The 20,891-nt window shown below is 42.0% G+C and carries 22 protein-coding genes and 1 pseudogene; 20 read left to right on the top strand and 3 right to left on the bottom strand.

From position 1 onward, the window contains the following. The first annotated feature begins 373 nt into the window (after positions 1 to 373). The gene (rluC, locus tag C6H66_RS05710) at positions 374 to 1,333 is read left to right on the top strand and encodes a 23S rRNA pseudouridine(955/2504/2580) synthase RluC (protein WP_046395089.1); all 960 of its coding nucleotides are present in this window, start codon (positions 374 to 376) and stop codon (positions 1,331 to 1,333) included. Here rluC and C6H66_RS05705 read toward each other — a convergent pair. Further along, positions 1,330 to 1,920, bottom strand: coding sequence for a Maf family protein (locus tag C6H66_RS05705; RefSeq protein WP_046395084.1), 591 nt, complete (start codon positions 1,918 to 1,920; stop codon positions 1,330 to 1,332). The two genes, rluC and C6H66_RS05705, sit on opposite strands and share 4 nt — an antisense overlap. A gap of 142 nt (positions 1,921 to 2,062) precedes the next feature. On the opposite strand from C6H66_RS05705, the gene yceD reads away from it, so the two are divergent. The 18 genes from yceD to C6H66_RS05615 all read left to right on the top strand — a co-directional run bounded on the left by yceD (position 2,063) and on the right by C6H66_RS05615 (position 17,599). Then, a complete protein-coding gene (gene yceD / locus C6H66_RS05700) occupies positions 2,063 to 2,587 on the top strand; it encodes a 23S rRNA accumulation protein YceD (protein ID WP_105395052.1) in 525 nt (174 codons plus the stop codon). A gap of 12 nt (positions 2,588 to 2,599) precedes the next feature. After that, positions 2,600 to 2,770 (top strand): 50S ribosomal protein L32, encoded by a 171-nt coding sequence (rpmF, locus tag C6H66_RS05695; RefSeq protein ID WP_011147057.1) that lies wholly within the window; start codon positions 2,600 to 2,602, stop codon positions 2,768 to 2,770. A 33-nt stretch (positions 2,771 to 2,803) separates the two neighbouring features. Continuing rightward, entirely contained in the window at positions 2,804 to 3,841 is a 1,038-nt protein-coding gene (gene plsX / locus C6H66_RS05690) for a phosphate acyltransferase PlsX (protein ID WP_105395051.1), read from the top strand. Between the two features lie 6 nt (positions 3,842 to 3,847). Next, a complete protein-coding gene (locus C6H66_RS05685) occupies positions 3,848 to 4,801 on the top strand; it encodes a beta-ketoacyl-ACP synthase III (protein WP_105395050.1) in 954 nt (317 codons plus the stop codon). 24 nt (positions 4,802 to 4,825) lie between these two features. After that, positions 4,826 to 5,758, top strand: a complete 933-nt coding sequence (fabD, locus tag C6H66_RS05680; protein ID WP_105395130.1) for an ACP S-malonyltransferase — start codon at positions 4,826 to 4,828, stop codon at positions 5,756 to 5,758. Positions 5,759 to 5,766: 8 nt separating this feature from the next. Further along, positions 5,767 to 6,501 (top strand): 3-oxoacyl-ACP reductase FabG, encoded by a 735-nt coding sequence (gene fabG / locus C6H66_RS05675; RefSeq protein WP_046395081.1) that lies wholly within the window; start codon positions 5,767 to 5,769, stop codon positions 6,499 to 6,501. A gap of 154 nt (positions 6,502 to 6,655) precedes the next feature. Then, complete coding sequence (acpP, locus tag C6H66_RS05670) at positions 6,656 to 6,892, top strand: acyl carrier protein (RefSeq protein ID WP_011147052.1); 237 nt, start codon at positions 6,656 to 6,658, stop codon at positions 6,890 to 6,892. 73 nt (positions 6,893 to 6,965) lie between these two features. Further along, the gene (gene fabF / locus C6H66_RS05665) at positions 6,966 to 8,216 is read left to right on the top strand and encodes a beta-ketoacyl-ACP synthase II (protein WP_046395080.1); all 1,251 of its coding nucleotides are present in this window, start codon (positions 6,966 to 6,968) and stop codon (positions 8,214 to 8,216) included. Between the two features lie 228 nt (positions 8,217 to 8,444). Then, positions 8,445 to 9,269, top strand: a complete 825-nt coding sequence (pabC, locus tag C6H66_RS05660) for an aminodeoxychorismate lyase (RefSeq protein ID WP_105395049.1) — start codon at positions 8,445 to 8,447, stop codon at positions 9,267 to 9,269. A gap of 49 nt (positions 9,270 to 9,318) precedes the next feature. Continuing rightward, positions 9,319 to 10,344 carry an endolytic transglycosylase MltG gene (gene mltG, locus C6H66_RS05655; RefSeq protein WP_105395048.1) on the top strand — a complete coding sequence of 342 codons (1,026 nt, stop codon included), beginning with the start codon at positions 9,319 to 9,321 and terminating at the stop codon, positions 10,342 to 10,344. After that, entirely contained in the window at positions 10,341 to 10,979 is a 639-nt protein-coding gene (gene tmk / locus C6H66_RS05650) for a dTMP kinase (protein ID WP_105395047.1), read from the top strand. The genes mltG and tmk overlap by 4 nt, the downstream gene beginning before the upstream one ends. After that, positions 10,979 to 11,962 carry a DNA polymerase III subunit delta' gene (gene holB / locus C6H66_RS05645; protein WP_046395087.1) on the top strand — a complete coding sequence of 328 codons (984 nt, stop codon included), beginning with the start codon at positions 10,979 to 10,981 and terminating at the stop codon, positions 11,960 to 11,962. Before tmk ends, holB begins: the two co-directional genes overlap by 1 nt. A gap of 31 nt (positions 11,963 to 11,993) precedes the next feature. After that, positions 11,994 to 12,779 (top strand): metal-dependent hydrolase, encoded by a 786-nt coding sequence (locus C6H66_RS05640; RefSeq protein ID WP_105395046.1) that lies wholly within the window; start codon positions 11,994 to 11,996, stop codon positions 12,777 to 12,779. A 71-nt stretch (positions 12,780 to 12,850) separates the two neighbouring features. Beyond that, on the top strand, positions 12,851 to 13,207 hold the full coding sequence (gene hinT, locus C6H66_RS05635) for a purine nucleoside phosphoramidase (RefSeq protein ID WP_105395045.1): 357 nt from the start codon (positions 12,851 to 12,853) through the stop codon (positions 13,205 to 13,207). 179 nt (positions 13,208 to 13,386) lie between these two features. After that, positions 13,387 to 13,956, top strand: coding sequence for a penicillin-binding protein activator LpoB (gene lpoB, locus C6H66_RS05630; RefSeq protein ID WP_046395074.1), 570 nt, complete (start codon positions 13,387 to 13,389; stop codon positions 13,954 to 13,956). Next, positions 13,919 to 14,806 (top strand): thiamine kinase, encoded by an 888-nt coding sequence (gene thiK, locus C6H66_RS05625; protein WP_248000613.1) that lies wholly within the window; start codon positions 13,919 to 13,921, stop codon positions 14,804 to 14,806. The genes lpoB and thiK overlap by 38 nt, the downstream gene beginning before the upstream one ends. Before the next feature lie 50 nt (positions 14,807 to 14,856). Further along, positions 14,857 to 15,879, top strand: coding sequence for a beta-N-acetylhexosaminidase (nagZ, locus tag C6H66_RS05620; RefSeq protein WP_105395043.1), 1,023 nt, complete (start codon positions 14,857 to 14,859; stop codon positions 15,877 to 15,879). A gap of 415 nt (positions 15,880 to 16,294) precedes the next feature. After that, positions 16,295 to 17,599, top strand: coding sequence for an NAD(P)/FAD-dependent oxidoreductase (locus tag C6H66_RS05615; protein WP_105395042.1), 1,305 nt, complete (start codon positions 16,295 to 16,297; stop codon positions 17,597 to 17,599). An 86-nt stretch (positions 17,600 to 17,685) separates the two neighbouring features. Here the strand turns inward: C6H66_RS05615 and C6H66_RS05610 are convergent, their stop codons facing one another. Together C6H66_RS05610 and C6H66_RS05605 are read right to left on the bottom strand one after the other, a co-directional pair. Then, entirely contained in the window at positions 17,686 to 19,362 is a 1,677-nt protein-coding gene (locus C6H66_RS05610) for a S8 family peptidase (RefSeq protein ID WP_105395041.1), read from the bottom strand. Between the two features lie 291 nt (positions 19,363 to 19,653). Beyond that, positions 19,654 to 19,811 (bottom strand): annotated as a pseudogene (locus C6H66_RS05605) (IS30 family transposase); the annotation flags it as partial. 527 nt (positions 19,812 to 20,338) lie between these two features. Between C6H66_RS05605 and C6H66_RS05600 the strand changes: the two are divergent. After that, positions 20,339 to 20,891 (top strand): POTRA domain-containing protein (locus C6H66_RS05600; RefSeq protein ID WP_146111024.1); only part of this gene is annotated, 553 nt, incomplete at its 3' end.

The raw sequence follows: 20,891 nt of genomic DNA, 5'->3' as shown, positions 1-20,891 counted from the left end.
ATCTGCAAATATAAATGAAGCGGATTTGATCCAATCCCAGTAATCTGCTACCCGTAGCCCGCTAATTATTTGATTTCCCAGTACGTCTTACGCCATTGCTGCGTTTTTGTGCAATCAAATAAAGAACAAACGTTTAACTTCGCCATTCAGGATTAAAAAACTGATGGTGGCTACGTATTATTCCATTGCTGTTGGGGTGATAGCAAGGTGACTTTATGTCTTTAAGCGGTTTTTCTGATGAAATAGGAAGAAATAGTTAATATTTAATCTTTATCTTAAAGTAGGGAAGGTAACAGCCAGAAAGTATGCGTGATTTTTACACATATTTAAAAATGAGTAGCACTCTGCTTGAGTGATAATTAAAATTGCTATCATGAAAACGAATAATCAAATTGTACAATTTGTCACTATTGATGACGATGAGGCCGGACAGCGTGTTGATAATTTTTTATTAGCGCGTTTGAAAGGGGTTCCTAAGAGCATGATTTACCGGATTGTGCGTAAAGGCGAGGTTCGGGTAAACAAAGGCAGGGTAAAACCTGAGTATAAATTGTCTGCGGGGGATGTTGTCAGAATTCCGCCGGTTCGGGTTGCGGAACGGCAAGAGGCGCCGGTTTCAGCTAAACTGGATAAAGTCGCTGCATTAGGCGATTGTATCTTATACGAAGATGACCATATTCTGGTGCTCAATAAACCTTCAGGTACGGCGGTTCATGGCGGTAGTGGCTTAAGTTTTGGCGTTATTGAGGGGCTACGGGTTTTACGTCCCGAAGCCAAATTCCTCGAATTGGTGCATCGTTTGGATCGTGATACCTCTGGAATTTTGTTAATTGCTAAAAAACGCTCAACTTTACGGGCCTTGCACGAGCAGTTACGACTTAAACAGATGCAGAAAGATTATCTGGCTTTAGTTCGGGGACAATGGCAATCACATTGTAAAGTTGTTCAGGCTCCATTGCTGAAAAACATCCTGCAAAGTGGTGAGCGGATTGTTAAGGTAAACAGTGAAGGTAAGCCTTCTGAAACACGTTTTAAAGTAGAAGAGCGTTTTACCAATGCAACGTTAGTGAAAGCCAGCCCTGTAACAGGTCGGACTCATCAAATCCGTGTTCATACACAATATGCTGGGCATCCGATCGCTTTTGATGATCGTTATGGCGATAAAGTCTTTGATTCGCAACTGTCAGATACGGGTCTTAACCGCCTATTTTTGCATGCCAGCGCGCTAAAATTTACTCATCCTTCGACGGGGGAGACATTACGTCTTGAAGCGCCGATGGATGAGCAATTGCGCTATTGTATAAAAACGCTACGTCAGTATCACAGTAATTAACCTATTTCCGTCAGAGGGTTTACCCCCTGGCGGATTAATAATTCAGTCAATGTAATTAATGGTAAACCGATTAGCGTATTCGGATCTTTCCCTTCAAGTCGTTCAAATAAAGTAATTCCTAACCCTTCGCTTTTAAAGCTTCCGGCACAATTAAGGGGTTTTTCCGCGGTTAAATAAGCCCAGATTTCATCATCAGTGAGTTCTCTAAAATAGACATTGAATAATTCACAGCGGGTATCTGCTATTCCTGTTTTGCTGTTAAAGAGAGAAATGCCGGTATAAAAGGTGACGCAATGACCACTGGCTTGCCGTAATTGTTTAAATGCATTTTCAAAATTGTGAGGTTTGCCGGTAATTTCGCCATTAATAACACAAACCTGATCAGAACCAATAATCAAATGCTGAGAATATTTAGCTTGTAATGCCTGTGCCTTGGCTTGTGCCAAACGCATAACGAGTTGTTCTGCATTTTCATTCATTCGAGGTGTTTCATCAGTATCAGGAGCCGCGCATATAAAGGGTAAACGAAGTTTTTCCAGTAACATGCGGCGGTAAGCTGAGGTGGAAGCTAAAATGATTTGTGTCATAATTTTTCCAAAAGACATGGCGAAATAATTGCAGGCATTTTAAACTAGGCACAGCTTAATAAGCGAATATTTGGCGGAAAGGTGCAGATGTGTGGCCTTTTTCTTTGACTATATCTCATTACAAAGATAATATGCGCGCCTTATGCAAAAGGTAAAATTACCCCTAACCATTGATGCGCTTCGCGCAGCTCAGAAACGATTAGACTACGCAGGTAGTTATTCACCTGGGCAAGTTTTGCGTATCGCGGAATCTGTGGTTAGCGTGGACAATGATGTAGACAGCGTTTTATCGTTTCAGATAGATAACCAACGTCTGGCGGTTGTGCGTGGGCATTCCGATGTGGATGTTACGCTTGAATGTCAGCGTTGTGGCGGTAATTTCAGCCATCACGTTCACATAACATATTGTTTTAGCCCGGTCGTCAATGATGAACAGGCTGAAGCATTACCGGAAGAGTATGAGCCAATTGACGTTAACGAATTTGGCGAAATAGATTTGCTGGCAATGATTGAAGATGAAATAATTCTTTCTCTGCCGGTGGTTCCGGTACATGATTCTGAACACTGTGAAGTGTCCGAGGCGGACATGGTGTTTGGTGAATTACCTCTAGAGGCTGAAAAACCAAACCCATTTGCCGTATTAGCCAGCTTAAAGAAAAGTACTTAAGGAGTAAGGTCAATGGCCGTACAACAGAATAAACCAACTCGTTCTAAACGTGGTATGCGTCGTTCTCATGATGCACTGACTGCACCATTACTGTCTGTGGATAAAACTTCTGGTGAAACTCACCTGCGTCACCATGTGACTGCTGATGGCTACTACCGTGGCCGCAAAGTCATCAACAAATAATCTCCGCCAGTCATTCATTAGCAAGTTAATACCTTGACTAATCTGACTTTAGCGTTAGATGCCATGAGCGGGGACTTTGGTCCTCGCGTTACGGTGCCTGCTGCATTGCAGGCACTGGCGTCTAACCCTAGACTTAAATTATTGCTGGTCGGGATCCCCGATATCATTTCTCCGATGCTTGTAAATAGCGATGCTGAGTTGCTCAGTCGTTTACAAGTGGTTCCTGCTGAACGGGTTGTGGCTAATGATGCGAAACCATCGCAAGCGATTCGCAACAGCCGAGGAACGTCAATGCGTATTGCCCTGGATTTAGTGAAATCAGGTGAAGCGCAAGCGTGTATCAGTGCAGGAAATACCGGAGTATTGATGGGGTTATCTAAATTGATGCTAAAATCTATAGAAGGCATTGAAAGACCTGCTTTGATGACCGTGTTGCCAAACCTGAAACAGCGGAAAACGGTCGTATTGGATTTAGGCGCCAATGTTAATTGCGATAGCCGCATGTTGGTACAATTCGCCATTATGGGTTCAGTGATGGCCGAGGAAGTCGTAGGGGTGGTTAATCCCGCGGTAGCATTGCTTAACATTGGTACAGAAGAGAGTAAAGGGCTGGATAATATCCGCGAAGCCGCCACTGTTTTAAAGAGCATTCCGACAATAAATTACATTGGTTATCTGGAAGGTGATGAATTACTGACAGGTAAGAGTGATGTACTGGTATGTGACGGCTTCGCAGGTAACGTGACGTTAAAAACGATGGAAGGGGCGATCAGAGTTATCTTATCCCTGCTTAAATCATCGGATGGACAAAAGAAAAAGTTTTCCTGGTTGTTGAAAATAGTCAAGAAGTGGTTGCAAAAACGGATGACAAAACGCTTCGGTCACCTGAACCCTGACCAGTATAATGGCGCATGTCTGTTAGGATTATATGGAATTGTAATCAAAAGCCATGGGGCGGCTAATGAGCATGCGTTTAAAGCCGCAATCGAACAGGCTGTTCAGGCCGTTGAAAGGCAGGTTCCTGATAGAATTGCTGCACGCCTGGAAACAGCATTACCCAAGAGTGACTGAACATACATGTATACAAAAATTTTAGGTACAGGTAGTTATCTGCCTGCGCAAGTGCGTACTAATGCTGATTTAGAAAAAATGGTAGATACGTCTGATGAGTGGATTGTTACCCGTACAGGTGTCCGCGAACGTCGTATTGCTACTGATGATGAAACCGTTGCGGTTATGGGGTTTCGGGCCGCCGAGAAAGCAATTGAAATGTCGGGCATTGATAAAGATCAGATTGATTTAATCATTGTTGCAACAGCTTCATCCACCCATGCTTTCCCTAGTTCTGCGTGCCAAATTCAGCACATGTTGGGTACCCAAAATTCAGCGGCTTTTGATATTTCTGCCGCTTGTTCTGGTTTTGTTTATGCACTGAGTATTGCTGATAAGTTTATTAGAACCGGTGTGGCGAAACATGCATTGGTTATTGGTTCTGATTCTATTACCAGAACGCTTGATCCAGACGATCGCGGAACACTTGTCCTGTTTGGCGATGGTGCAGGTGCTATGGTGGTAGGGGTTTCTAATGAGCCAGGAATTCTTTCAACTCACCTTCATGCAAACGGTAGCTATGGTGAATTGTTGGTATTGCCTTATCAGGAGCGTCAGGATCTAAAAGAACCAGCGTATGCCAGTATGATCGGTAATGAAGTATTTAAGATTGCAGTTCGTGAATTGGCTAATATAGTTGATGAGACTTTAGCAGCAAATAACTTACCGTATAGTGAGTTGGATTGGCTGGTACCTCATCAGGCTAATTTGCGTATTATCGCAGCGACAGCTAAAAAATTAGACATGACAATGGATAAAGTAGTGGTAACACTAGATCGTTACGGTAATACTTCTGCGGCATCGGTACCCACGGCATTTGACGAAGCAGTGCGTGATGGCCGGATTAAGCGTGGTCAGTTAATCTTAATTGAGGCTTTTGGTGGTGGCCTTACTTGGGGTTCAGCCCTGATACGTTTTTAATTTGACAGGAAGATGAACATGTCTATGTCTGAATTTGCAATGGTATTTCCTGGTCAGGGTTCTCAAGACCTTGGTATGTTGGCCGATTTGGCTACAGCGTTCCCGGTTGTCGAGCAAACTTTTGCTGAAGCATCTGATGTACTGGGATATGATCTCTGGGCACTGGTTCAGCAGGGGCCAGAAGAAGAACTGAATAAAACATGGCAAACTCAACCCGCGTTGTTGGCAGCATCGGTTGCTATTTGGCGGGTCTGGCAGGAAAAAGGTGGAAAAGCACCATCACTGATGGCTGGACATAGCCTTGGTGAATATTCTGCACTGGTTTGTGCAGGTGTCATTGATTTCAAACAAGCAATTAGACTTGTTGAACTGCGTGGCAAATTGATGCAAGAAGCTGTACCTGAAGGTGTTGGTGCAATGTATGTTATTATTGGTTTAGATAATGAATCCATTGATCGCGCCTGTAAAGAAGCAGCTCAGGGGCAAATTGTTTCTCCTGTTAACTTTAACTCACCTGGTCAGGTTGTTATTGCCGGTGAGAAAGAGGCGGTAGAGCGTGCTGGTGATGCATGTAAAGCCGCCGGAGCGAAACGTGCGCTGCCTTTGGCAGTCAGTGTACCGTCGCATTGTGCACTGATGAAACCCGCCGCAGATAAGCTGGCAGTTGTTTTGGAAGGAATTGAATTTAGCTATCCTCAGTTCCCGGTGGTAAATAATGTTGATGTGAAAATAGAACAATCTGCTGAAGCTATCCGTGATGCACTGGTACGACAACTCTATAACCCTGTCCGTTGGACAGAAACAGTTGAATTTATTGCTGGACAGGGTGTCGGGCGGCTATTAGAAATAGGGCCAGGTAGAGTTTTGACAGGTTTAACTAAACGAATTGTCAATACCTTAAGTGCAGCAGCAGTTAATGACACAGCTTCACTAATAACTGCATTGGAAAATAATTGAGGAACAATATGAGATTAGACGGAAAGATTGCATTAGTAACAGGTGCTAGCCGTGGGATCGGCCGTGCAATTGCTGAGCTATTAGCAGAGCGCGGAGCCTATATCATTGGTACAGCAACAAGCGAAAAAGGTGCTGAAGTCATCAGTACTTACCTTGGTGAAAAAGGTAAAGGTTTTGTACTGGATGTCACTGATCCGGAATCGATTGAACAGCTTATGACTACCATCCGGACAGAGTGGGGTGGACTTGACATTTTAGTGAATAATGCGGGTATCACGGCTGATAACCTGGTGATGCGCATAAAGGATGATGAGTGGCAGCATGTTATCGACACTAATCTTTCATCCGTTTTCCGTATGTCGAAAGCGGCAATGCGCTTTATGATAAAAAAACGTTATGGTCGTATCATCTCTATTGGTTCTGTTGTTGGATCGATGGGGAACGCTGGGCAAGCAAGCTATGCAGCGGCGAAAGCAGGGATTGTTGGTTTCAGTAAAACATTGGCACGCGAAGTGATTTCCCGTGGTATTACTGTTAACGTTGTTGCGCCAGGGCTTATTGAAACTGATATGCTAAAAGCATTGCCAGAGGCGCAGTTGGCGAACTTTTCGAGCGATATCCCCGCTCAGCGGCTTGGGGATGTAAAAGAAATTGCTAGTGCTGTGGCTTTCTTAGCTTCTGATGAAGCGGCTTACATCACAGGCGAAACATTACATGTCAATGGCGGCATGTATATGAACTAAAAAATGAGCGAACCAGTTGCATTTTTTGTGTCAAATAACGCAAAATAGTGCACGTTTGTGGTTCGACCAGCCGGGATTGGGTTGCATCTTTTCCTGTATTTTATAAACTACGAAAACCATCGCGAAAGCGAATTTTGATAGGAAATTTAATAGCATGAGCACTATTGAAGAACGCGTTAAAAAAATCATCGTTGAACAACTTGGTGTTAAAGAGGAAGAAGTCGTTAATTCAGCTTCTTTTGTAGATGACTTGGGCGCTGATTCTCTTGACACAGTTGAACTGGTAATGGCTCTGGAAGAAGAGTTCGATATCGAAATTCCAGATGAAGAAGCAGAAAAGATCACTACAGTTCAGGCAGCTATTGATTACGTCCAGAACCAAAGCGAATAAGTGAACACACCTAGGCGGTCATTCGACCGCCTATGTTTCTGCCCTAAATAATTTCCCTCCCTGGAGGATAAGCGTGTCTAAGCGTCGAGTAGTTGTGACCGGACTAGGCATGTTATCTCCTGTCGGTAATACAGCAGAATCTTCTTGGAAAGCTGTTTGTGCCGGACAGAGTGGTATCAGCCTTATTGACCATTTTGACACCAGTCACCATGCAACTAAGTTTGCAGGTCTGGTTAAAGATTTTAATCATGAAGATTTCAATATTTCGCGCAAGGATGCACGAAAAATGGATGACTTCATTCAATATGGTATTGCAGCAGGTGTGCAAGCCATTGAAGATTCCGGAATTGAAGTAACAGAAGCCAATGCTAGTCGTTTTGGTGCTGCTATTGGTTCTGGTATTGGTGGTTTGGGTCTGATTGAAGAAAATCACGGGGCATTGGTGGCGAGCGGTCCTCGTAAGATCAGCCCATTCTTCGTACCTTCTACGATTGTAAACATGGTAGCAGGTCATTTGAGTATTATTTACGGCTTGCGTGGTCCAAGCATTTCTATCGCCACAGCATGTACATCAGGTGTACATAATATTGGTCATGCTGCCCGTATTATTGCTTATAATGATGCTGACATTATGCTGGCAGGTGGTGCGGAAAAAGCCAGTACTCCTCTAGGGGTTGGTGGTTTTGGCGCTGCCCGTGCTTTATCTACCCGTAACGATAATCCACAGAGTGCAAGCCGTCCGTGGGATAAAGACCGCGATGGCTTTGTTCTGGGGGATGGCGCAGGTATTCTGGTGCTGGAAGAGTATGAGCATGCGAAGAGACGTGGTGCGAAAATTTACGCAGAAATCGTTGGCTTTGGCATGAGCAGTGATGCTTATCATATGACGTCACCACCAGAGAATGGCGCAGGTGCTGCGCTGGCGATGGAAAATGCGCTGAAAGATGCCGGTATCACTACCAAGCAAGTGGGATATATTAATGCTCACGGTACTTCAACACCGGCTGGCGATTTAGCGGAAGCCCATGCAGTTGAGTCCGTGTTTGGTGAAGGCACTGATGTTTTAGTGAGTTCCACCAAATCAATGACGGGTCATTTGTTGGGTGCTGCGGGAGCGGTTGAATCTATTTTCACTATCCTGGCATTGCGTGATCAGGTTGTTCCGCCAACTATCAACCTGGAAAACCAGGATGAGAACTGCCGTCTGGATTTCGTGCCAAATGAGTCCCGTAAGGTAGAGGGGATGGAATATGCATTGTGTAACTCTTTCGGTTTCGGTGGTACTAACGGCTCACTGATTTTCCGTAAGATTAAGCCTGATTGACAGACAAAGCCTGATATTACAGAAAATTGCTGTTGAAGGCCCCTCGGTATGAATTTGTAAATATTGAGAGGCGACAAAATAGAGAGCTCCAATAGTTAATCATTATTGGAGCTTTTTTTGTGGCAAGAATCATGGGCATTTTTGCACTCGTGACAGCGATATACTATCATACCGTCTGTTGATAAATTGATTGAAATGCCTTTTTTGAGTAATTAAGAATAAAGTGATATGTATTGGATTAATGGGGAGCGGAGCGACTATTTACCAGTGAATGATCGTTCAGTTCAATTCGGTGATGGTTGTTTCACAACAGCAAAAATAGAACAGGGGCAGGCCGCTTTATTGCCATTGCATATCCAAAGATTACAAAAAGGCGTTGAAAGGTTATATCTTCCACAACCTGATTGGCAACAGCTTGAAAACCATATAAAACAGATTGCTTCCACAACTGAACAAGGTGTACTTAAAGTTATTATTTCCCGCGGAACCGGAGGGCGTGGTTATAGTGCTGAGGGTTTTACGCAATCCAATCAGATTTTGTCTCTTAGTCCTTATCCCGATAACTATTTGAAACAGCGTCAGAAAGGTTTTTCTCTGGTGCTCAGTCCGATACCGATGGGAATAAACCCTTATCTTGCCGGAATTAAACACCTTAACCGATTAGAACAGGTATTGATTAAATCATTTATCGAAAAATCAAATGCTGATGAAGCTCTGGTACTTGATACGGATGGTTTATTGGTTGAATGCTGTACTGCAAACATTTTCTGGCGTAAAGGAAAAGATGTGTATACTCCTGATTTACGAGGCTGTGGTATCGAAGGGGTGATGCGAGCAAGAATAATCGCGTTATTATCGGAAAGTGATTATCACTTTTCCTGTGTAAACTGTTATCCCGAGACATTGGCTGATGCAGATGAAGTGATAGTCTGTAATTCTTTAATGCCAGTGATACCTGTCAGAGAAATTCAAGTTCATGAAAATCAGCCTACATGGAAATATCAGTCAAGGGAGCTATATGATTATTTGCTTCCTGAATGTCTGAAATTGTAATTCATAATGTGTCTAAGTGAACAATGTATTTAAGTGATTAGATTAATTGATGAAACGGAAAAAAAGTCTTTTTGCTCTATTGGTTTTGGTTGTCATTACGGCAGCAATATTACTCTATGCTGGCTATAAAAAAGTTGAAAAATTTGCGGATCAAACACTAACAATTAAACAGGATCGAATATTTACCTTACCAGCCGGTATTAGTCGTCATGGTTTGGAGGCGTTACTAGTGCGGGATAACTTGATTGAAGATAGTCATATTTTCCCTTGGTTATTAAGGTTGGAGCCAAAACTTGCCGAATTTAAAGCGGGAACTTACCAATTGACACGAGAAATGACGTTGCGGGAAATGTTGCAATTATTCTCTAGTGGTAAAGAAGCGCAATTTACGGTCCGTTTTGTTGAAGGTAGTCGTTTATCTGACTGGTGGAAAATACTACAGCAATCTGAATATCTTAAGCATGAATTGGATAATAAAAATGCGCAGGAGTTGGCTGAGATACTTGATATAAAAGATACCGATACTTTGGAAGGGTGGCTTTATCCTGATACCTATCACTATACGGCAGGTACAAGCGATGTGGCGTTGCTGAAACGAGCATATCGACAGATGAAAATGACGCTTGAAGAGGAGTGGGAAGGGCGCGACAAAAATCTACCCTATAAGAATGCTTATGAAATGTTGATTATGGCGTCGATTATTGAAAAAGAGACCGGTGTTGAGGCTGAGCGGACAAAAGTTGCTTCTGTATTTATTAATCGTTTACGGTTGAACATGCGGCTTCAAACTGATCCGACCGTGATTTATGGTTTAGGTGAAAAATACACAGGCACTATTTTTCGTAAAGATTTAACGACATTGACGCCCTACAATACTTATATGATTGATGGCCTGCCACCCACACCGATTGCGATGCCTGGCCTCGCTTCCATAAAAGCGGCTGCCCACCCGGCAAAAACCGAATTTCTCTATTTTGTGGCGAATGGTAAAGGTGGTCATACTTTTACGACCAATCTAGCTGCGCATAACAAGGCGGTAAATATTTATCGTCATAGGTTAAAACAGGACAAATGAACAGCAAATTTATTGTTATTGAAGGGCTGGAAGGTGCGGGAAAAACGTCAGCGATGAAAACAGTCGTTGAAATATTGCAGCAGCACGGTATTCAGAATTTAATTTTTACCCGTGAGCCGGGTGGAACACCACTGGCAGAAAAATTACGTGGGTTAATTAAACAAGGTGTTGAAGGTGAATCTCTGACGGATAAAGCAGAGGTGTTAATGTTATATGCAGCCAGAGTTCAATTAGTCGAAAATGTGATTAAACCTGCTTTGGCTCGCGGTACATGGGTTGTGGGTGATCGTCACGACCTCTCTTCCCAGGCATATCAAGGGGGAGGGCGTGGTATTGATAAAAACTTGATGAGTTCGCTACGTGATACTGTGCTTGGTGATTTCCGTCCTGACCTGACTATTTATCTCGATCTTCCTCCTCAGATTGGTTTACTGCGCGCTCGTGAACGTGGAGAGTTAGACAGAATTGAAAAAGAGTCGATGGATTTTTTTGATCGTACGCGCAGTCGTTACCTGGAGTTTGCAGCACAGGATAAGAGTATTGCGACCGTTGATGCCACTCAACCAATCGAGCAAGTACAAGCAGATATTTATCAGGTACTTGAGCAATGGCTAAAGCAGCAGGAAAATGGCTAATGAATTGGTATCCGTGGCTTAATCAGGCATATCGTCAGTTGGTGGAATCTCACCAGCAAGGTCGAGGCCATCACGCTTTATTGGTTCATGCTAATGCAGGTACTGGGGCCGATGCGTTGATCTATGGATTAAGCCGATGGTTGATGTGTCAGGATAGACAGGGGATGAAAAGTTGTGGGAAGTGTCATAGCTGTCATCTGATGATGGCAGAGACTCATCCTGATTGGTACATTATGTCACCGGAGAAGGGTAAAACCAGCGTTGGTGTGGAAGCGATACGGCAGATTACGGAAAAGCTTTATAGCCGTTCTCAGCAAGGTGGGGTAAAAATTGTCTGGTTACCTTTGACCGAGTGTTTGACAGATGCTGCGGCTAATGCATTATTGAAAACGTTGGAGGAACCGCCGGAACATACCTATTTTCTTCTGGAATGTCGGCAACCAGCCAGCCTTTTGGCAACTTTACGTAGCCGTTGTTTTTACTATTTTTTGCCGGTGCCTGAAACGGAAAGTAGTCTTTATTGGTTGCAAAAACAGTTGCCTTTAATTTCTTCTGCCGATGCAATAACAGCATTGAAACTGTCTCAGGGGGCTCCTGTAGCAGCAGAGCAATTATTGCAACCGGAGCAATGGCAGATACGGGAGCAGTTTTGTCAGGCTGTTAAACAGGCTTTGGATAAACGTGATGCTTTGTCACTTTTACCCCAGCTTAATCATGAAAATGCGCCACAACGCCTTCATTGGCTTATTAGCTTGTTACTTGATGCGGTGAAGTGGCAACAGCAGGTACAGCGTTATTGCATCAATCAGGATCAACAAACGCTGATTTATCAATTGAGTTCCATGCATACTATGGCTGTTTTGCTGCAAAGCGTTGGTGATTGGATGTCTTGTCGTCATCAGTTGCTTTCAGTCGTGGGCGTAAATTGGGAATTGTTGTTGGTAGAACAGTTGCTTAATTGGGAAAAACAGTTTACTTCATAACCATAAAATCTTTTTGTATACGAGTTTAAATATGTTGTTAGTTGATTCGCATTGTCATCTCGATTGTCTCGATTATGAAAACCTACATAAAAATGTAGATGATGTTGTTGCAAAAGCGGTAGATCGGGAGGTTAAATTTATGCTGGCAGTAGCGACGACGCTACCTGGTTTCCAGCAAATGAAAACGCTAATTGGTAAACGGGAAAATATCGTATTTTCCTGTGGTATTCATCCACTTAACTTGGATGAAGGTTATGACTTTGATGAGTTGGCGCGTTTAGCGGCCGAGAATGAAGTTGTTGCACTAGGTGAAACTGGGTTGGATTACTATTATCAACAGGATAATGCTGAATTACAGCGAACCTCATTTCGTGAACATATTCGTATCGGACGCAAACTCAACAAGCCTGTTATCGTTCATACCCGTAGTGCTCGTGATGATACTTTAAAGGTATTGCGTGAAGAACGGGCACGAGAATGTGGCGGTGTTTTGCACTGTTTTACGGAAGATAAAGATACGGCTAGAGAATTACTGGATTTAGGTTTCTATATTTCATTCTCTGGTATTGTTACTTTCCGTAATGCAGAGCAGATCCGTGAAGCGGCGAGATATGTACCATTAGATCGTATTCTGATTGAAACTGATTCGCCTTACCTTGCACCCGTTCCTCATCGTGGCAAAGAGAACCAGCCAGCCTATGTACGTGATGTTGCGGAATATATGGCTGTACTCAAAGGTGTGAGTGTTGAGGCAATAGCAGAAGTGACTACACAGAATTTTTGCGATTTATTTCATGTTGATGTAGACAAAATTTGATTTATCAACTTGAATCTTTGGCTTGTAAGCGCTCATATATCGGTTGTTTTTTTGAATAAAAGGAAAATGTGATGGCAGAAGAAACTATTTTCAGTAAAATTATTCGCCGTGAAATACCTTCTGATATTGTTTATCAGGACGATCTGGTCACTGCATTCCGCGATATTTCTCCACAGGCACCGACCCATATTCTAATTATTCCAAATGTCCTTATCCCAACAGTGAACGATGTTAAACCGGAGCATGAAGCAGCGTTAGGGCGCATGATGACGGTTGCGGCAAAAATTGCTGAACAAGAAGGCATTGCTAAAGATGGATATCGTTTGATTATGAACTGTAACCGCCATGCGGGACAGGAAGTTTATCATATTCATATGCATTTGGTTGGCGGTCGCCATTTAGGGCCATTGTTGATGAAGTCAATGTGAAGTATTGAAATTCATGGATATAGGCAGATATTCGGGGATGTTTATTCCAAGATGCCTCGAATATCTCGATTTTTTAATAAATGCTGCAAATTTATCATTGGAGTTGAACTGATAATATATTGCTGCTGTCACAGCAGAAATTTATCTGTTTTTTAAAACTCTGTAATTGGAATAGGTTAATGAGAAGAATTCTTTTTGTAGCACTATCGGTTATGTTTTTGGCGGGATGTCCATCCTTGCCACCGGAGCAGCCTGAACCTCCGACGCCGATTGTACCTGTGACTCCATCGGAAAAACCGACGCCGCCATCGGAAAAAGTGCCAGAACTCCCGAAAATGCGCGCGATTGACTGGGAAAGTACTGTGCAGCCATTAGTAGAGCAATTAGTTAAGGCTCATGGGTTGGAAAACGGGAAGTTACTATTAGTTGATACAGTAAAAAATAATACCAACGGTGCATTACAAACTATGCAAGCAACCGATGCTTTGCGTCAAGCTGTCAGTAGCAAGCATGTTTTTGAGTTAGTACCACAAAATCAAGTGCAAAGTGCTCGTCAATCTCTAGGCTTATCTGAGGAAGATAGTCTGGGATTGCGTAGCAAGGCGATTGGTCTGGCGCGTTATTTGAATGCCGATTACGTCCTCTATTCTATAGTTTCAGGTAACAGTGATAAGCGCGATATCGTCATGCAACTGATGCTGGTACAGACGGGTGAGATTCTTTGGTCAGGGCACGGTGACGTTAAATAATCATGATTGTTTGTTGCGGGCATTGTGCAGGCAATGGCCGCATACCGAAGTAGGCGATTGGAAAATAAGACCGTTAAGCGGTCTGACAAATGGGAGCTATTACGCCACCAATGGTAAATATCATGTTGTCGGCCGTAGGCAGTGGCAACAAGGGAAACAGCTTGGCGTTAATCGTCAGCGTGAAAGCGCCATTTTGCGCCATCTCAGCCAGGTAAAAATTGCTCCGCAAGTCATAGCAATGGTTCCTCATTGGCTGTTGTTGACGTGGTTGCCCGGCCATGTGATTGGGCAAAATGAGTTTTCTCAGCCTGATTTTTTGCAAAAATTGGCGGCATTATTGGCGATTTTGCATCACCAGCCGCTGTTTGGCTACCGGCTTCAACTACGGCATCAGTTAGAAAGCCACTGGTTGCAAATTGATAAAACGCGTCTTACTCCCCGCTGGTTGCGGTTGCATAAACATTTTATGTCATCTCCAATGCCTTCAATACTCAAATTATCACCCGCTCATATGGATGTGCATTACGGTAATTTGCTTAATACTTTTCAGGGGCTGAAACTCATTGATTGGGAATATGCAACTGATACCGATATTGGGTTTGCGCTAGCGACACTGTTTCGCACTAATCACTGGAATGAATCGCAACAGCAAGATTTTTTGAACTACTATTGTTGTCAGCCATCAGGATACTTGAATCGCACACTATTAGAGCGCCAGATTAAACGTTGGCGACTTTGGGTTGATTATATGTTTTTGATGTGGTTTGAAGTGCGTTGGAAACAGAGTGGTGATCCACAATTTTTAGAATTAGCACAACCGTTACGTCTCTCTTTTGGTCTAACGTTTTAAATATATCGCACTGCATTAATTGCAGTACATGAATACAAGTGAGGAATGTTATGGGTCCGGTCATGTTAGATGTTGTTGGTTATGAATTGGATAATGAAGAGAAGGAAATTTTGCAACATCCATTAGTGGGCGGATTAATTCTGTTTACCCGTAATTTTCATGATCCTGAGCAATTACGAGAATTAGTACGTCAGATTCGTAAGGCTTCCCGTCATCGTCTTGTGATTGCTGTTGATCAAGAAGGCGGCAGAGTTCAGCGTTTCCGTGAAGGTTTCACTTGTTTACCGGCGGCTCAATCTTTTGCTGGATTGAGTGACAATCTCAATGGAATTCAATTGGCGGAAGAGGCGGGTTGGTTGATGGCGTCTGAAATGATTGCTATGGATATTGATATCAGCTTTGCTCCGGTTTTGGATTTAGGTCACCGATGTGTGGCTATTGGTGAACGTTCATTCCATGAAGATCCCGAACAGGCCAAGATGATGGCGGAGCACTTTATTAAAGGCATGCATTCTGCTGGTATGAAATCGACGGGTAAACATTTTCCGGGGCATGGTGCTGTTGATGCTGATTCTCATAAAGAAACTCCCTGTGATGATCGCCCGTTGGAAGTTATTTGTCATCATGATATGTCTATTTTTCGTGATTTTATTCAGCGCAATTTATTGGATGCGATTATGCCGGCTCATGTGATCTATTCTCAGGTAGATGAGCATCCAGCCAGCGGGTCGTCATACTGGTTAAAATCAGTGCTGCGTCAGCAATTGGGCTTTGATGGCGTGATATTTTCCGATGATCTCTCTATGGCGGGGGCGGCGATGATGGGAAGTTACGTTGAACGCGGGCAGACTGCCCTCAATGCAGGTTGTGACATGATTTTGATATGTAATAACCGTGATGGAGCGATTAGCGTGCTTGATAATCTGCCTTTGACCAAAGTGGAGAAATTATCAGAATTGTATCATCGAGGTAATCAATACAGTTTGAATGAGTTAAAGAATTCAAAACGTTGGCAGCAGGCTAATAAAGCACTAACGGCTTTACATGAGCAATGGCAGGGTTGTGTGCGGTAATTGTAAAGTCATCTTTTATGTTTGTTTTATTGCCAAATAGATGACCTTTAGCGTTAATTGTGCGGGAAAATATCCCGCTTTTTTGTATAAATAGCATTGTCGCATTCCTGAAATTTCTTTGATATCAGGTTTTTTTAAGATCTCTTTCTTAATTCATATTTTCTTTCCTGCGTCAATAAAAACATGAGAAAAATAAGAGCTGAATCCAACCAACTGAAAATAAATTGACAAATTTTGTGATTGATGTTTATTTATTCAAAAGAATTTGATGTTGTTCAATTTTGGTATGACCTACTAACCAGTCATGATATTCTGTAATTATCACATCAGTTATTTGTATAAAGCTAAATGTTATTTAAAGGTATTATTTTACTGCCCTTAAATAACATTTGGTTTACATTTTAGTGGAGTAGTCATGACAACACCAAAGAAGAGAATTGTTATCATTGGTGGAGGTGCCGGTGGTTTGGAACTGGCAACCAGTCTGGGGCATAAGTTGGGTCGCAAGAAGAAAGCAGAAATTGTGCTGGTGGATCGTAACCAAAGTCATTTATGGAAGCCGTTATTACATGAAGTGGCAACAGGCTCCCTTGACGATGGGGTTGATGCGTTGAGTTATCTGGCCCATGCCCGTAATCACTATTTCAGTTTCCAATTAGGGACGTTGACTGATATTCACCGTGATAGCAAAAAAATTACTTTGGCTGAGATCAGGGATGAATATAACGAAGTGCTGGTGCCTGAACGTGAATTGAGCTACGACATTCTGGTTATGGCCTTGGGCAGTACATCCAATGATTTTAATACACAGGGTGTGAAAGAGCATTGTATCTTCCTGGATAATCCACAACAGGCTCACCGTTTCCATAATGAAATGTTGAATCTGTTTCTTAAGTATTCTGCAAACTGTGGGCAGCAAGATAAGGTTAATATTGCTATCGTTGGCGGTGGTGCGACAGGTGTTGAGCTATCAGCGGAATTGCACAATGCGGTAAAACAGCTTAACAGTTATGGTTTTGAAGGGTTGAATTCAGAAGCGTTGAACGTGACGTTAGTCGAAGCAGGGGAGCGGATTTTGCCTGCATTGCCGCCACGTATTTCTGCTGCGGCACATCAGGAACTCACAAAACTTGGCGTTCATGTATTAACCAAAACTATGGTGACCAGTGCTGATGAACGCGGGTTGAATACTAAAGAGGGTGAGCTAATTAAAGCTGATCTCATGGTATGGGCTGCCGGTATCAAAGCACCTGATTTTATGAAAGATATTGCGGGTCTTGAAACTAACCGAATTAATCAGTTAGTGGTGAAGCCAACGCTGCAAACGACACTTGATGATCATATTTTTGCCATTGGTGATTGTGCGTCATGCTCGAAGAAGGAAGGCGGTTTTGTTCCACCAAGGGCGCAGGCGGCTCATCAAATGGCTAGCTGCTGTTACAGTAATATTATTGCCTTGTTGCATGATAAACCGTTAAAAGAGTATACCTACAAAGATCATGGCTCATTGGTGTCATTGTCTAAATTCAGTACGGTGGGTAGTTTGATGGGCAATTTGATGCGTGGTTCAATGATGATAGAAGGGCGTGTAGCTCGCGCTGTCTATATCTCTTTATATCGTATGCATCAGGTAGCCTTACATGGATATATCAAAACTAGCTTGATGATGCTTGTTGGCGGTATAAACCGTGTAATTCGCCCGCGATTAAAATTGCATTAATGACTTAATTAATACAAGGCCCCCCGTAGAATAACGGGCGGCCCTGATAAAACATCACTACTTTAATCTGAAATCATTTACCTTAATTAAGAAAGCAAACGATCAACTAATTTGAAAGCATTTGCGACATTTGGTCGCGAGCCGATTCCTTGTAGTTCTCCTATTGTAAAACCGCTACTTCTAACCAGTGTTGCTATTTGAGTGCAGTTAAGATATTTATGATATTTTGATTTGGCATAGGACTGAATAAGTGCTAATGCCCCTGCGACTAAAGGTGTAGCACTGGATGTACCATTATAACCGCGAGTATAATTTCTATTATTTCCTGGTAGGTACTGTAAGTTTGTATATCCAGTAGTTGTGACATTCTCACCCCAGGAGTTTAAACTGGTGTGAAGATTATGATTGGAAAAGCCTAATCGGTGTCCATTAATTGATGTGCAGGCACCGATCATAATACCACCAGGATCACCGTAATTAGGGAAAGTGAAGTCATAGGCTAAATTAATACCACTATTACCAGAAGCGAAAATAATGATAGCTCCTGCATCAGCACAACTTTTTATTCTTTGCCAATTAGATTTGAGGTAGGTAAAAGGATAATATCTATTATTGGCTACAGTTTGAATATTTAAACTAATAATATCTCCTGGTAAAAAGCTATATATTATTCTATCAAAATCATCGACGTCATAAAAACGGAATTGACATTCGTGAGCAATACCCGTCACACCGAATTCATTATCTTTTGCAGAAATACAGCCGGTGGCTGCTGTGCCGTGATTACAATCTTGTGTTTCTGGGCGGCTGTTGATAACCGTAATATTACCAACTAAATCCTCATGGTTTCTATAAACGCCAAAATCAAGATGGTGTACAGTGACGCCTTTACCTTTATAACCTTCATCCCAGGCTTTTCTAATATTCATACCGTTATGTTCGTCTAAATATCCTTGTAGATGTGAAAAATCAGGTGTAACGATATGAGTAGTATCAAATTCAGGAATTATGGTTTCCTCTTCGGACAGAAGTAAAGGCGGTGGCGGCAACTCTTTCAAAATCGGCGTAAGAGAGCAAAATTCGACATAATCCAGCTCCTCTAGTTCATTGGCTAACTTGACCAAATTAGCGTGATTAATATCAGCGTCTATCTTGTAAAGATGAGTTAATTTACTGAATTCTGGTGTTTTCCAGGTTTTCCTATTTAAATCTTCTTGATTAAAAACAGGTTTTATCTCTATTGCGTTTTTATATGAATTAAAAATAGGTAATAAATTATCTTTTTCTATTTCAAATTTTCTTAATCCATCAGGGAAAAACATAATCTCAAGATTATATTTCAAATTCTTATTTTGGATATCATTATTTCCTTTTAAAGAGACAGTGTTACTTTTAGAGGGTGTTTGTTTTGGGGGTATATGGTTAATGTCGATATTATCAGTTTCGTTTTTATCTATCTCATCGATTTTCTTATTGATATCAAACAAGAAATCTGATTCTTTTATTTCTATATTTTCTGGTGTAAGCTCGGCAATTGTTTTACCATCCTGGACAAGAATGGTTTCTATGGTATAATTTGCGGGTTTTAGTGAAGTCAAGCAGGTGATTTGATTATCTTCACTATAACATTCATATATCTCTTTTGTATTTGAATTGGTTACAGTGTATTTTATTTCTGTATTGTTACTAATTTCACCGTGACATTTGAGATATAAATTACCGTCAAATTTTGCAGATTGAAAGTACTCAAGGGATATGTTCATTATCATTCTCCTCTTTGGTTAATTTCCTCCTCAGTATAACTATAACTGGGTATTTCATATTATTATTATTTCTTAGTCCATTGTTCTGTTAGAGAGTAACTGGGCCATCTATACTAATTATTGCTGAATGTGATTTTAGAATTAATTTATAATCGCTTTGGTAAGGAAGTTATTTTTCTTAAAATAAAAAGTAGACTTTTATTAAGGTGGGTAGGTTTGAATGACATTATTAATATTGTGGAATAGATTCACATAATAAGTGCAACATCGTTACTCTGGAAGTAAACATATCTCACTGATGAGTTCATGCTCTGCAAATGCTAAACCGTTATCGAATGTAATATTTTAACCTTTTGTTTTAACCCGTATAACACTTTCACGGTGGCTTTCGCGACTTCTGATGCCTGTTTGCTATCGAGCTTAACGATAGGGGTATACAGCGTCTTTTTTATTTTTACTTGATAGAGTTTACTTAACCAAAATCGATATGGGTAGCCCAGTCCGGTAATAGAGAAATTAGCTGTGTAATCACTATCAACACCTGCTTCTGATGATTATCTCCCAATCCGCAATAGCATAGCTCTGCCAACTGAGCTACAAGTTATCATCCAACCTAATCAGAAAAGGTAATACCTCATCACAAATTAAAAATAACTGTCACAGTTCAAGTCATTCAATGCTGAAATCAATCATCATAAATGTGATGTAAATCACATTATTAAAATAAAACAATAAAATTAATTTGAAATTATTAATGTTGGTTATTAAATGATTAATATTAATCTATTTTTTATACAATGCTGTTACAAAATAATCACATTGGCCTGTTTTTTGCCTTGTCATATAACCTCTTGTTTTTGCTGCTATCTTAACCAACCCCCTATTTTAGTTGCCCGGTTGATAATCAACCCTAAATATTGATCGCTAAGTTAAATTCGTGGTTAATGCTGCTTCAACATTGTGGAATAGAAAGTCAATGAAAAGCAGTATTTTGGTATTAACGGTCTTTTGTAGCGTAGCCTCAGGCAGTCAAACCGCCGACATCGCAGATCAACAACTCATTCATCAACAGGCCCGTCAGCAAGCGCTGGAAGCTCAATTAGCCCCGCCGCCTGCGGAAGTTCATCTGTCGGTACCGGAAACCGGGGAGTCAGCCGCCTTTGCGGTGGAAACCCCCTGTTTTCCTGTCACCCATGTTGTATTGGCCGGCACCGAAAATTTTCCACACTGGCTACCGTTCCGACGTGTCGCCCAACAGGGCGAAAACCATTGCCTGGGCGATAAAGGCATTAGCCGGCTGATAACCCAGTTGCAAGATCAGCTCATTAATCACGGCTATGTCACCAGCCGGGTTCTGGTTCCTCCCCAGGATCTGCGTACCCAAACGCTAAAACTGGTGATGATACCGGGCAACATCCGGCATATTCGCTATACCCCGGATAGCGGCCATTATATTCAACGCATCACGCCCTTTCCCGCGCGTGAAGGCAAACTGTTGGATTTACGGGATATTGAGCAGGGATTGGAAA

It is taken from the genome of Photorhabdus hindustanensis (genome assembly GCF_002968995.1).
GTDB classification, from domain to species: Bacteria; Pseudomonadota; Gammaproteobacteria; order Enterobacterales; family Enterobacteriaceae; genus Photorhabdus; species Photorhabdus akhurstii.
The sequence above is the reverse complement of the archived record's forward strand: the minus strand, read 5'-3'. Positions and strand labels throughout refer to the sequence as shown.

Coding starts and splice junctions, on each gene's coding strand:
- holB (WP_046395087.1), top strand. CDS start 10,979: ATGAATTGGTATCCGTGGCTTAATCAGGCATATCGTCAGTTGGTGGAA.
- yceD (WP_105395052.1), top strand. CDS start 2,063: ATGCAAAAGGTAAAATTACCCCTAACCATTGATGCGCTTCGCGCAGCT.
- nagZ (WP_105395043.1), top strand. CDS start 14,857: ATGGGTCCGGTCATGTTAGATGTTGTTGGTTATGAATTGGATAATGAA.
- fabG (WP_046395081.1), top strand. CDS start 5,767: ATGAGATTAGACGGAAAGATTGCATTAGTAACAGGTGCTAGCCGTGGG.
- rpmF (WP_011147057.1), top strand. CDS start 2,600: ATGGCCGTACAACAGAATAAACCAACTCGTTCTAAACGTGGTATGCGT.
- C6H66_RS05610 (WP_105395041.1), bottom strand. CDS start 19,362: ATGAACATATCCCTTGAGTACTTTCAATCTGCAAAATTTGACGGTAAT.
- pabC (WP_105395049.1), top strand. CDS start 8,445: ATGTATTGGATTAATGGGGAGCGGAGCGACTATTTACCAGTGAATGAT.
- fabD (WP_105395130.1), top strand. CDS start 4,826: ATGTCTGAATTTGCAATGGTATTTCCTGGTCAGGGTTCTCAAGACCTT.
- acpP (WP_011147052.1), top strand. CDS start 6,656: ATGAGCACTATTGAAGAACGCGTTAAAAAAATCATCGTTGAACAACTT.
- lpoB (WP_046395074.1), top strand. CDS start 13,387: ATGAGAAGAATTCTTTTTGTAGCACTATCGGTTATGTTTTTGGCGGGA.
- C6H66_RS05705 (WP_046395084.1), bottom strand. CDS start 1,920: ATGACACAAATCATTTTAGCTTCCACCTCAGCTTACCGCCGCATGTTA.
- tmk (WP_105395047.1), top strand. CDS start 10,341: ATGAACAGCAAATTTATTGTTATTGAAGGGCTGGAAGGTGCGGGAAAA.
- hinT (WP_105395045.1), top strand. CDS start 12,851: ATGGCAGAAGAAACTATTTTCAGTAAAATTATTCGCCGTGAAATACCT.
- C6H66_RS05615 (WP_105395042.1), top strand. CDS start 16,295: ATGACAACACCAAAGAAGAGAATTGTTATCATTGGTGGAGGTGCCGGT.
- rluC (WP_046395089.1), top strand. CDS start 374: ATGAAAACGAATAATCAAATTGTACAATTTGTCACTATTGATGACGAT.
- C6H66_RS05640 (WP_105395046.1), top strand. CDS start 11,994: ATGTTGTTAGTTGATTCGCATTGTCATCTCGATTGTCTCGATTATGAA.
- C6H66_RS05685 (WP_105395050.1), top strand. CDS start 3,848: ATGTATACAAAAATTTTAGGTACAGGTAGTTATCTGCCTGCGCAAGTG.
- mltG (WP_105395048.1), top strand. CDS start 9,319: ATGAAACGGAAAAAAAGTCTTTTTGCTCTATTGGTTTTGGTTGTCATT.